The organism is Parabacteroides distasonis ATCC 8503 (assembly GCF_000012845.1).
GTDB classification, from domain to species: domain Bacteria; phylum Bacteroidota; class Bacteroidia; order Bacteroidales; family Tannerellaceae; genus Parabacteroides; species Parabacteroides distasonis.
In genome coordinates this window covers 4,070,601-4,084,017 of the sequence record NC_009615.1, presented here as the reverse complement: position 1 = coordinate 4,084,017, position 13,417 = coordinate 4,070,601, and the positions used below count along the sequence as shown (strand labels likewise).

7 protein-coding genes and 1 tRNA gene are annotated in these 13,417 nt (G+C 41.4%); 2 read left to right on the top strand and 6 right to left on the bottom strand.

The features are described 5' to 3' along the window. Positions 1-55 precede the first annotated feature (55 nt). On the top strand, positions 56-1,339 hold the full coding sequence (locus BDI_RS16815; protein ID WP_011967290.1) for a UDP-N-acetylmuramoyl-tripeptide--D-alanyl-D-alanine ligase: 1,284 nt from the start codon (positions 56-58) through the stop codon (positions 1,337-1,339). On the opposite strand, the gene BDI_RS16810 is transcribed toward BDI_RS16815, so the two are convergent. Together BDI_RS16810 and BDI_RS16805 are read right to left on the bottom strand one after the other, a co-directional pair. Further along, positions 1,334-3,520: a DUF2339 domain-containing protein gene (locus BDI_RS16810; RefSeq protein WP_011967289.1), complete on the bottom strand. Its 2,187-nt coding sequence runs from the start codon at positions 3,518-3,520 to the stop codon at positions 1,334-1,336. The genes BDI_RS16815 and BDI_RS16810 overlap by 6 nt on opposite strands. A 278-nt stretch (positions 3,521-3,798) precedes the next feature. Then, positions 3,799-6,609, bottom strand: coding sequence for a DUF6383 domain-containing protein (locus BDI_RS16805; protein ID WP_011967288.1), 2,811 nt, complete (start codon positions 6,607-6,609; stop codon positions 3,799-3,801). A gap of 631 nt (positions 6,610-7,240) precedes the next feature. Between BDI_RS16805 and BDI_RS16800 the strand changes: the two genes are divergently transcribed. Further along, positions 7,241-8,137 (top strand): PfkB family carbohydrate kinase, encoded by an 897-nt coding sequence (locus tag BDI_RS16800; protein WP_005859778.1) that lies wholly within the window; start codon positions 7,241-7,243, stop codon positions 8,135-8,137. Between the two features lie 63 nt (positions 8,138-8,200). Here the strand turns inward: BDI_RS16800 and BDI_RS16795 are convergent, their stop codons facing one another. The 4 genes from BDI_RS16795 to BDI_RS16780 form a co-directional block, all read right to left on the bottom strand. After that, entirely contained in the window at positions 8,201-9,439 is a 1,239-nt protein-coding gene (locus BDI_RS16795; protein ID WP_005859780.1) for an MFS transporter, read from the bottom strand. Positions 9,440-9,607: 168 nt separating this feature from the next. Further along, the gene (locus BDI_RS16790; RefSeq protein WP_005859782.1) at positions 9,608-11,875 is read right to left on the bottom strand and encodes a cation:proton antiporter; all 2,268 of its coding nucleotides are present in this window, start codon (positions 11,873-11,875) and stop codon (positions 9,608-9,610) included. A 229-nt stretch (positions 11,876-12,104) separates the two neighbouring features. Continuing rightward, a tRNA-Lys gene (locus BDI_RS16785) sits at positions 12,105-12,180 on the bottom strand. Between the two features lie 69 nt (positions 12,181-12,249). Further along, entirely contained in the window at positions 12,250-13,407 is a 1,158-nt protein-coding gene (locus BDI_RS16780; protein ID WP_009275298.1) for an AI-2E family transporter, read from the bottom strand. Between the last annotated feature and the right edge of the window lie 10 nt (positions 13,408-13,417).

Below are 13,417 nucleotides of genomic sequence, written 5' to 3'. Positions count from 1 at the left end.
AATTGCTACATTTGCGCCGAATTAGACAGGAATAAATATTTAACGCGATACAGTCATGAGTATTATCGACCTCTATGATTTATTTATACATAACCCTCAAATAACGACAGATAGCCGGAACTGTCCGAAGGGTTCTATCTTCTTCGCCTTAAAAGGTGATAAATTCGACGGAAATCAATATGCCGGGAAAGCCTTGGCATCCGGCTGTGTCTATGCCGTCATAGACAATCCCGATTATTATATAGGCGAACGCACGATCCTTGTTGATAACGTGCTGAAGACCTTGCAACAATTAGCGCACCATCACCGCAAGGTACTGGGATTGCCGATCATCGGGATTACCGGAACAAATGGCAAGACCACGACCAAAGAGTTATTGGCCGCCGTGCTCTCAACGAAATTCAATTTACTATATACCGAAGGGAATTTCAATAACCATATTGGCGTTCCCTTGACCTTGCTCCGATTGACTCATGACCATGAGATGGCGGTTATCGAGATGGGCGCCAGCCATCCGGGAGACATCAAGGAATTAGTGGATATCGTCCATCCTAACTATGGCATCATCACGAACGTAGGCCGTGCCCATCTGGAAGGCTTCGGTTCTTTCGAGGGTGTGATCCGGACAAAAGGGGAGTTATATGATTATATCCGTCGCTCCAAAGGCAAGATATTTATCAAGAAAGAGAACGAGTACCTTCAGTCTATCGCCAAAGGCATCGAACAAATCACATATGGAAACGGGGATGATGCTTTCGCGTCCGGACAGGTAGTCAGTTGCGATCCTTTCTTAGTGTTCAATTGGAAGCAACAAGGAAAGTTGCATACCGTCGAAACACATATAATCGGTAGTTATAACCTAGATAATGTATTGGCCGCCGTCGCCGTAGGCCGCTTCTTCAAGATCCCGGCAGAGCGTATCAGCCGTGCTATCGCCGCTTACGAGCCTACCAATAACCGTTCTCAGTTCAAGAAAACCGATAATAACGAATTGATTATCGATGCTTACAACGCAAATCCGAGTAGCATGAAAGTAGCTCTGGACAATTTCATCACCATGCCCGTACAGCCTAAAGCTATCATCCTTGGAGATATGCGCGAGCTTGGACCAACTAGCGACGAATTACACGCGGAGGTTGTCGCACAGATCAAGAAAGGCCAGTTCGACAAGGTGTTCCTCTGCGGCGAGCATTTCTCCAAGGTAGGCAAAGAGTTCTCCCCCTTCGCTACCACGGAGGCAATGGTGGAAGAGCTTCGGAAACAGCCGTTAAAGGGCTATCATATCTTGATCAAAGGCTCTCATAGCATGGGGCTGGAGAAACTAGCGGATATCCTATAAGCTATCATCGAACAAGACGGTTTTCAACTTCTGGTACAAGAAGGAGAGAATCAATAAGATAACTCCCAAGATTATAAAGACGACCACCTTCCCGATCGTAGGCAAGAGCCACAGATCCACCATCACCAACTTTAGCAATACGATCGAGAAGGTGGCCAAACTAATCATCCGGACAACTTTCAGATGCAATCGCATTCCCACCGCCATTTGCATAAAACCGGCAAGACTCAACGAGATAGAGAAACCTGCGCTTAATTCATCCGGCAAGCCCAACTGATTCAACAAATTATTCGTTCCCACGGCCAGTAATATCGTAGACAGCAAACAAATATATAAGGTCATCCCATGCGTACGCTTTTCTCTTGCGTCGAATGCCTTATAATAGTACCGTCCCAAGACAAAAATATGCCCCCCGATTAAAAGCAAGGAAACCCATAGCAGGAACCGGGGAATAAAGAGATCATCATACCCGATCCACAAAGACATTCCTCCGAACAGGGATAAAGATAGCCCCAAGAGTAGTCCATATCCCCCCGCATTTCTTGACACAGGCAAATAGCTTTTCCCTAATAAAACATTCGCAGCAAATAAAACCGCCACCGTAAATGTCTCGATATAGCTAAAGGACACGATCGAAGGATCTACATATGAATAGAAATCGAAAACAAAGGCTATATATAATACGACACATCCCGTCAAGAGAGGCCCTTTCGTCGAGATCCTTGTCGGACGTACCAACCAAGCGTCTACCCAATACGATAACCCCGTAAAAATACCGGTAGCGAACAAGCCATTTATAAATAGGGAAGAATCTCCGTACCGAGCCTTCATACATCCGTGGAAGACATCCATTCCGTAAGAGCCCAGCGTCAAGACCGGAAGTACCCAAACGAATATCTCGTAAACCCGCAGACGGAAACGACTATAGAACCAGAGAATAATCATTACCTCTGAAGCCCAAAACAAGGTAATAAAGGTCCCTTCCAGTTGGATCGGGATCGTCACCGATACGAACGTAAGAGCGATACCCAATAACGTATGCATCAAGAAAGTGAAAGGTTCCCCTTTCCGTTTGATCCAAAAGAAAAGAGCGAAGTTAATAGCCGCAACAAAAAGGGTTACCAGACCTTTGTAATTCTGCTCAAGCTCCATATTCTGCAGGAGACAAAGGGCAAAGAACAGGAATACGAAATTGTTCAATCCGATCACTCCTAATAAATATTGATTGATCCCCCGGATATTGATTCGCACGATGGAAGCGACCGATAATAAGAAGATCAAATAGAAGGCGATAGAGAAAATAAGTAAATGCGTTAATTGGACACTTCCCATCAAATCCAGATCCGCAGCATACGTATAACCCGCAAAGACGATCCAAGTCAAGGCAAAACAAATTACAGGCAATTCCCCCCACTTCTTATAGATAGATAGCCCGAACATCCCTAGGTCCAAGATCATGACATAAGTAAACAGCACCCAATAACTTCCATCCCCGCTGCCCACTAAGAATGGAGCGATAAATCCACCCACCAAAGCGATAATCGCCAGTTCCCTACGATTATAGAGTATAGATAAAGACGACATAAACCCGGTAAACAATACAAGCAAGATAAAAGCGACCGTTTGGCTGAACAGCCCGTAATAATGATAGGCGATCGCCACCGTTACATAAAAGATCGCAAAAGCGCCTCCCGCCAGCAAAGAGCTAAAGGTACGATAGGAATCCTTCAAACGCCAAGCCACGAATAGAAGTAATCCGCCCATCCCAAAGCCAAGGATCGTACGCAAGGTCTCGTTTATCCATTCCTTATCTATCGCATACTTCACGAAAAGACCCATACCCAAGACGAGTATCAGGATACCGATTTTACCGAATAAATTCTCACCGATATATTTCTCATAATTGACAGGCTTCCGCACCTTCTGGGGTTGAAGATTTCTCGCAGGTTCGACAATCGCCTTTACAGGTTCAGGTTGTACGAAAACTTCCGGCTCTTTCAAGGTCTCAGGCTCCGGTTCCTTTATCTCGTCCGCAACTTCCGAACTATTCTCCAAACGTCTACGCAAGGCAGCGATCTCTTTCGATAATTCCTCCGTCTTCTCCTGTGATTTGGATATCTTATTACGCAAGTTTATCCAAATCATGATCAGTAATAGAAGTATCAGTAAGGTATATTCCATAAACTCTAAAATTATAAGCTTGCCGCAATATACGCATTTATTTATATAAAAGCTTTCCGAACCATAAAAAAGTCCCGACGATACGAATATCGCCGGGAGCAATTTTTTATCCGGTTTCCTTCCTCACGGAAATACTATCGGAAGAACTTTTTTACTTTAGTATTAACCACACGTTCCCCCATCACGGGATACTTTGCTGTGTGGAAATTATTTAATTAAATATATTTAGATAGAGACGGGACGTGCCCGCCTCTACTGTATCATTTCGAATAAAATAATTATTTAACAACCACCTTAACAGCAGCCTCACCCTCTACAGCTACAGCTACGATACCGGCAGGTACAGCGATTGTAGCGTTATCAGATGAAAGAACTGTCTCAGCAACCACCTTACCTAAGATGTTAGAGATAACAACAGACTTGCCAGCGGCACCTTGGATTGTTACAGTACCATCGTTAGCGATAACAGAGATAGCAGACTCAGCAGCGATCTTGTCATTAGATGTAGGAGTGCTAGTTGTCATTACCTTGAATACTTCTGCTTGCTCAGGATCAGTTGTCCAATAAACAACATTGTTCAAATGAGCCAAATAAGCATTACGAGGTAAATATTTCTCTACATCATACTCTTCACCTTGCTCTTCAGCTGCTTCCTCATCATAAGCCGGATTCAAATATTCTTGAACAGAAAGGATCTTGTAAGCCTCATCGCTATACTCAGCTGCGACCTCAAATGCGACAGCAGCCGGATTCAAGTTCATCGCATTGATTGTATCACCCTTGATTGCGATAGAATCTATACCGCATACAGAACCAGCGATAAATGCAGCACGAACAGCCTCAGCGCCAGCAGCCTCATAAGCATAACCCTTAACCTCTGCAGAATCCAATGTATTCATCAAATAGTTTCTAGTTTTCACACCTTCTTCCGCAAATGCATTAGTAGAAAGATAATACAAAGGCATAGTCTCTTCGAAAGTCAAGCAAGCAGTATCCAACCACAAAGTCAAAGAATCATGCGTATATACATCGCTCTTCAAGATAGACTGTCCTTCTGCCTTCAATACAGCGAAACCATCTTTCTGGCTAGCGATCATCTTGTTATCATCCTCTGTATAAGAAGTGATCTGTACGTGACCGATATTCAAAGTAGCATATGTAGGAGCATCCTTCTTTGCGAACTCGAATGTAGTATTCTCAGTGTTGCACCAGCTAGCTGTATATAGCATTCCAGATCCAGCTAAAGCAGAGATTGCAAAACCATAATAACCATATTCTTCAGTATATTCAGAATAAGAAACCAACTTATATTCATTCTCTACACCAGTAGATAAGAAAGATAATGTAACAGGATAAACACTATTCTCTACATCAGGCTCACCCATTAAATAATAATCAGTTCCATTTTCATTTTTAGAGCATAAAGTAGCCTTACCTAAACGATCTGTTACATTATACTTGTAAACTTTCACTCCATTTGACTCAGCTACAGTTGAATTTGCCTCATCTAATTCAACCTCTTCTACCTTAAATCTATAAGCAGAAGCCAACTCACCGGCAGCTACATACAATTTGCCATCTTTAACAGTTACATACAAGTTCTCCAATAAATCAGATTTCAAACGGAATGACAATGCACCATTAACCAAATCTTCTTTAGAAACTTTCTTATAAGCTAACTCTTGAGCATCCTCCACTTTCGGGCCTTTTACCAATTGAACTGTATCTGTTCCAAAAGAATAAATAGCCTTCGCATCATCTATTACGCGGATAATAGCACCACCTCTAGTACTATTAGTATTCCACATATTAGCCAAATTATTAGTCTCAGTCAAATACCATAAAGCAGTAGGAACTTCTGTTACAGCACCAGCATGAACTGTACCGTTCTCACAGAAAGAGAATACATAGTATTTTCCTTTGTTCTTATTTGCGGAATGATCCTCATCAGACTTCGCATTGTTCATATCCTTAACAAAGTAAGTATACTCTGGATCCAATGTAGTCGGAAGCTTAACCTCAGCGAAAGTACATTTAGCAGCATCCTTAGTCCAGATTGTCAATTTCTCTGTACCTGCGAAGTTACCAAAAGCGATCATCTCACCATTAGCGGCAACCTCCATGTCATAACACATTTTTGACTTCTTCTCCGTATCATTTGCGCCTTTATATACAGGAGTAGCATACGGATAAAGGATCATCTTGCTATTATCGGAAGGATCTAAAACTACCTTGAAAGCATACAACTCTTTCGCACGACCATTCTCTAGGATCGTACCATCTGTTACACCGGTAGCCTTATCAGCAGCAGCAGCCTCATCTTTAGGTTGTGCGTCTACAGTAAGTTTCCAGAATTTCTCAGAAGACAAATTAGAAGACCAAGAAGTAGAGTCCACAACTAAATACTTACCGGTAGTTCTATCCTGCAAAGTAACATAACCATCTAAACCGTCAATGTCTGTAGCGAACAACTCTTTGCCTGCCAAAGGATTTCCATCCAGATTTTTGTCGAAAGTCAAAGCGAAAGGAGAACCATACTTGTTATTTAACAAGTCAGCAGTCATGTTTATCTTTGCTGGAGCTGCTACTGTAAAGTTAATCGCAGATGCAGATACAGCCGTTCCCTTTTCCAAAGTAACAATATCTGTTCTTTCAGCTTCCACATCATCTTTAGCGATGATAGAAACAACTGTCTTATTATCCAACTGAGCAGATAAAGTAACGGCAGTCACATTCTCCGGAGCGATAAACGCACTCCCATTTTTGAAGTTCCACTCAGCTTGCTTATCCAATGTCAACACTCTACCTGTAGCGCTATTCGTCAATGTGTACGCCCAAGTATTCGCCAAAGAGACAAAACGATAAGTTACTTTCCATAAGGATTTTTGATAATCAGTGTTCTTGATATCCGCAGTAGGAGCATCAGCCAAGATCAAACTATCAGTCTTTGTATAAGACTCTGTGACAGACAAATATTTACCATCCTCATTGGTCAATTGGTAAACTTTGCCATTTTCAACCTTCGCATTAGCGGTAAAGGCAGTACATAAAGCCAAACCCGCTACAAGAGTAGAAAACTTTTTGTTCATAATTCTAAAATTAATATTAATACTAGTGTTAATTAAAAGCTCTTTATATATGCATCCCACCTAAATGGGTACAAAACGACTAGTCTAAACGATCGTCTAAATCTTGCGTTTTTCAAGGGATAAAGGAGAAGGTTTGTTTATGGAATCGGTTGTTTCGTGATGGATAGCCTATTTGATTGATAAGAAAGCGGATAAGGGGTGATTTTTTTAACCTTGAAGGGTTGCAAGTGTCGAAGAAACGCGTACCTTTGCAAATGACTAGAAAAATCGATCGTTTAAACTAGTCGTTTTATAAACCTATCTTCATACGATCAATAGCATATACTATATTTTCAATAGAATTTACCCTTTTATCATATATTATATATGTACGAGCGTACATATATAATATAATTATCAAGCAATCAACAAATATTCCTTATTCCTTCAAGTCTTATAATAATGAAACTTTTGTTCACCTATGAAGTAACTTTAGTTCCATAAGCTTAAAACTATAGCTTGATGCCGATGCAACTAAAGTCACAAGGGCAAAACGCCTCTTTCATGCTTTTATTGGTCAAAAAAGAGAGTAATCTATGTATTTGAAAGCTTTTTTCATAAATTTGTCGCTTTATAATAAACTGAGTAAAAAATGAATACACACGAACTTTGCTGCGTAGGACACATCACCTTGGATAAGGTAGTAACACCTAAGAACACCGTCCATATGCCGGGAGGAACCTCCTTTTATTTCTCGCATGCGATAAAACATTTCGATGATATCGACTATACTCTAGTGACAGCCTTGGCTGAATCTGAGATGAAAACGGTGGAGGAACTACGAGCTGAAGGTATCGACGTTGCCGTGATGCCAAGTAAGCACACCGTTTATTTCGAGAATATTTATGGAGAGAACCAAGATAACCGTACGCAACGTGTATTGGCGAAAGCAGATCCTTTCACCGTGGAATATCTGGAGAACATCAACTCTAAAATCTTCCACCTTGGTAGTTTGCTTGCCGATGATTTCTCTTTGGAAGTGGTAAAGTATTTAGCGGGGAAAGGCTTAGTATCGATTGACTCGCAAGGGTATCTACGGGAAGTAAGAGACAAGGATGTATTTGCCGTGGATTGGCCAGAGAAAAAAGAAGTACTTAAATACGTGCACTTCCTCAAGGCTAACGAACATGAGATGGAGGTGTTAACCGGATATACCGATGCCGTGAACGCAGGAAAAGTTATCTACGATTGGGGCGTGAAAGAGGTATTGCTGACTTTCGGAAGCATGGGATCTATCATTTACGACGGTTCCACTTTCCATAAAATCCCCGCTTACATACCGAAAGAAGTAGTAAACGCTACCGGAGCGGGTGATACTTATATGACAGGATATCTCTATAAACGTGCCAAAGGCGCAAGCATAGAAGAAGCCGGACGTTTCGCGGCAGCTATGACAACATTGAAAATCGAAGGAATAGGCCCATTCAACGGCACTAAGGAAGATGTGTTGCGATGCTTAGAGACAGCGGAACAACGAATGCCTGAGTAGTTGAAAATTGAGAATTGAAAATTATTCGCTCTCTCCTAATTTTCAATTCTCAATTCTCTATCTTTAATTATTCTTGAATGCTTTGCAGAATGTAGTCATTAGCAAGATACAAAGCCCTAACAAGCCGACCACGATATAAGCGTATTTCATATTGAAAGCCTGCGAGATCGCTCCGATCAACAAAGGTGCGATCAACGAGCCGATAAAGCTGATACTGGAAAGGATCGTCAAGGCAATTCCCACCGGAGTTCTCGATTTAGCGCCCACTAAGCTATAAATAGTAGGCACCATACACGAGATGCCCAAGCCTACCAACATAAAGCCTAAGGAATTCACGATCACCTTTACCGTCATCGATTCGAACATTCCACCCAACATGGCTGAGATAAAAAAACCTGCTAAAATAAAGAAACCCGCTAATTGCAACACCTTCTGCTTTCCTAAAACACTATAGGCGGAGTTCGTAAGAAAACGGCCTACCGTCATCATCACCATGAACACCAAGAAACCAATCTGTAAGGACTTAGGAACCTGCAATACCGATTCGAAGTAAAGTCCACTCCAATCAAACATCGCGCTTTCCACCACCAAGGCAAACAGCCCGACGATACCTAACTGGATCAACAGCATTTCCGGCTTACGGATAAAGCTCAACAATGCCGGAGCTTCTTTCTTCTCCGCTTCCTTCTCTTCCTCCGGTGACTCAACCGCCACGTCTTCCTGCAAATACTTCCGGCTTACCAAAACAGTCACTCCAATCAATAATGCAATCAACGTAAAATGCCAGAACGGAGTAACACCGGATACGATCATGATAAACCCGATCAAAGCCCCTAAACAAGCCGCCAGACTCCAACCTCCATGAAATGAGGCCATAATCGTACGCCCATAGAGTCGCTCGATACCAATTCCTTGCGTATTCAAGGATATATCGCAAAGATTCCAGAACACCCCAAAACAGAACAAATAAACACCCAGCAGATAAATATTATGTGCCGTACCTATCGCGAATAAGGCCAAGGCATACCCCAACACACTGACCTGCGCCATAATACGACTCCCCAACTTCGACACCAAATAACCCGCTAACGGTATCGCCACAAACTTACCTACCGGGATCAGGAACAAGACCAAGCCCCAATAGAAAGCGTAATTCACCTCAAAAATATCCTTCACGTCCGGAATACGGCTAGCCCAACTAGAGAAACAAAGACCTTGCGCTAAAAAGAAAGAAAGCATCGCATAACGAATCCGTTCCTTGGGAAAAGCGTTGCCCAATGTAGCATTCATTTTTTCATTCATTATCATTTACTTTTATTGTTATCATTTATTCGAGAAAGGGGCACGCCCCCCATTTCTTCGCAAAGCTATCAAATATATCCTAATATCCTAATCCCCTAAGTCTTAAATGTAGAATTTAAGAGATGGCTTCCCTAATGAAAAATATATTTTACACTTTGGCTGAAACACTTAATTATAACTTAAACCTTCGCTCAATTGAACAATTTGACGATATTCTCCAGCAACCCATACGTTGTCGTTTTCCTTGAATACGGTTTGGGATGGAGGATTCATCATTGACTTTCCGTCTCGTTCAATACCCAAGATCAGACAAGCGTTCTTATCCCGAATGTCAGACTGTTGAATAGATCGCCCGATCAACGGAGAGTCTGGTTCAATATTAAATTGCTCTATTTTGATATTATTATTAAAGCTTTGCGCCAACTGATCTCTATATTCTTTGTCCTGTTTTTGTATTATCTCCTGGAAAAGATCCAATTCCTCATCCGTACCAACAATTATAATCTTATCAAAAGGATAAAGGCGTTCCTCTCCTCTAGGTATATTGATTTGTCGTTCACCTCGAATGATGGAAACGATATTTATTCCATATTTTTGACGGAAGTTGATCTCTTTCAAACTCCGGCCGACAATGGAGGATTCTTGGCCAACAACGAAATCCATCAAGTGCAAATCATTGAAAGGCAAAGATTTCAAGATATTATCAGTCAAAGGACTTCCAATGTTTGAGTCCGTTGTTTTCCCGTTGAAGTTGTCAATAAATCTTTTCTCGATCGAGAGAGAACGCTTTTTCAGTTTTTTGGATAAAATAATCATTAGCAATATCAACAGGGTGATAATAAATCCAACACCAGATGCTACATTAAATATATGGACTATGACTGGCATTAGAATACTTGCGCAAAGGAGCAGCTTTATCGCTATCAAAGAAACCAATGGTCCCCGGTTGAATTTACTATCATTCCATAATTTCAGGAATTCAGGAGAATGATTCTTCTTCATAATGATAGCCCAAAGAAAAGGTAATATAATGGCCAAAATAATAGATAAGCTCAATAGAGCCCCTTTGAAGCCTAATATGTTCTCGCGAATAATTGGATTTACATAAGTGAAAAATATGATAATACTGAATATTGTCAATACTGTATATAGTATTACATCTAGTAACATAGATTTCAACAGCTTATTCCATGTACTTTTATGTTTGACCGTGTTGGATCCGGAAGAATAACGGTTCAACATTAGTTTTATAGATGAAGGCAAATAATTGTCAATCAATTGATAGACCGGGGTCGCCATGCGAATCATATAAGGAGTAAGAAATGTTGTAACGACTGATACAGCGACAATAACAGGATACAGATAATCGTCTGTTACCTTTAAGCTAACTCCCAATGAAGCGATAATAAACGCAAATTCACCTATTTGGGTCAGAGAGAATCCTGATTGTAGAGCTATCTTTAATGGCTGTCCGGACAAGAGGACACCAAGACTCCCAAAAAAGATTTGCCCAATGATAACCAATATGGTTAAGATGCAGATTGGGACAAGGTATTCAATCAATAAATCCGGTTGTATCATCATGCCTACAGAAACAAAAAATATGGCCGCAAACAGGTCTTTTACCGGTTTTACCAATTTTTCTATCTTCTCGGCCTCAATGGTTTCAGCCAATAACGATCCCATAACAAAAGCTCCTAACGCAGAGGAGAATCCCGCTTTAGCCGCAATCATAACCATACCTAAACAGAAGCCTAATGCTATGATTAATAAGGTTTCGTCGTTAAGAAATGGCTTAATCTTTTTAAGAAAACTTGGAATCAGATAGATTCCGAGTAATGACCAAAATATAAGAAACGCTCCTAACTTTAGAATACTTTCCAGCATTTCCATTCCTTCGACTTGCTTGCTGACTGCTAAGGTTGAAAGCAAGACCATCAAAACTACGGCCACTAAATCTTCGACCACCAAGACGCCTAATACTACTCCTGTAAATTTTTGCCCTCTGAGTCCCATGTCATCGAACGCCTTGAATACGATAGCGGTGGATGACATAGAAAGCATACCGCCTAAAAATATACTGCTTAGATGCGAGAAGCCAAGCGCGTTTCCTGCAGTATAGCCTAGAAACATCATTCCGGAGACTATGGTTATAGAGGCGATAACAGCTGTACCTCCTACGGTCATCAACTTCTTGAAAGAGAATTCTAATCCCATAGCAAACAAAAGAAAGATGACGCCTATATCTGCCCATATTTTTATATTGGTAGGATCGGATACCGTTGGTATATAAGGTACGGCGGGCCCGGCAAGAATGCCAGCGACAATATACCCCAAAACGACAGGTTGTTTCAAGCATTTAAAAATCAATGTAATTATTCCCGCCGCAATCAATATAACCGCCAAGTCGGAAATAAGAGGTGCAATTTCAGACATGTTATTCATTATTTTGTGCTCGCAAATTTACATATTAACTTAGAACCATGTTGGGATAAAACAAAAGTACTCTTGTCCTAAAAACATATATGGGAAATATTCCAGGACAACCGCAGCAAATTCCTCCTCCCCCCAAGAGCTTTATCTTAACAGCATGAATACACCAATATCTATAAGCGGCAGTTTACGAGATATAAAAAAAGGGTCTTCATTGCTGAATACCCTTTCTTGGTGATCCGCCTGGGGCTCGAACCCAGGACCCCAACATTAAAAGTGTTGTGCTCTACCAGCTGAGCTAGCGAATCATCCTATGCGTTACTTCTGTAATGCGGGTGCAAAGGTAGGGATATTTTTTTAATACGCAATAGATATGGCTATTTTTTTGCGATTAAATCTGAATTTATTTCCTCTTGTTTAGGTTGATGAGCAAGGCTTCTGGAATCTAACTCATTATATTCATGCAAGATAAATCGTTTATAATAAGATAAGCATAAGGTTGTTAATGGGAGGGCTATTATTAAGCCGATAAAGCCTAAGATCGTTCCCCAGATGGATAATGAGAGTAAAATGATGGCGGGATTCAATCCCATAGCCTTACCCATTATGCGGGGGGTAAGATATAAATCCTGTATACATTGTACGATACCCAAGACTAAAATAGCCAAACCAAAGATCAACCAGAAGTTCTCGCCTGTCTCGGCCGAACGCAATAAGCTCAATAGAATCATCGGGATGATACCGATCGCCTGCATATAGGGAATTAAGTTCAGCACGCCGATAAACAAGCCCAGCGTGACCGCCAACGGGAAATTAATGATCTTAAAACCGATCGCGAGGAGAATCCCGACGGAGAGAGCGATCAGCGATTGTCCTCGGAAATAACGGTTCATGCTGTATTCCACATCCTCAGCCAAACCTTGCAGGAACGGACGGTAACGCTCCGGTATCAAATCGATCCAACCATTCGCGATCTTCTCATAGTCCAAAAGGATGAAGATAAAATAAAGCAAGATCACGAACACGATCGTGATACTGAAAAGGATCGAGAAGGTGTTCGATAAGATAGACCATAACTGGGGTGCTATCTGCTTCACCGCTTTCAACAAATTCTCCTTACTCAATAACTCCATAATCTGAGCGAAGTTCACATTACTTTCCAGATATTCCATCCATGAATGCGGAATCAAAGGGACATGACCTTCACCGGGATCATGTGTGCGGATCAGTTCTAGCGTTTTATCCGCCTCAGCCGCGATGGAAGGAACGACCATGACTATCAGCAACGTTATCAACAGCCCTAAAGTCACCAATACCGCCATAATCGATAAGATACGGCTCTTAAAGCATAATTTATATTGGAAGAACTTTACGAACGGTTGCATCATGTAAGCCAGCAACCAAGCGATCAGGAAAGGTAACAATGCGTTCCGTAATAAGGCTATCAAATAGATAATCCCTGAGATGACCAGTATACCGAACACTATGCGTATTACACGGTCAAACGTAAAAGGCTTGTCAAACAGTGGATTCATATTATTTTCA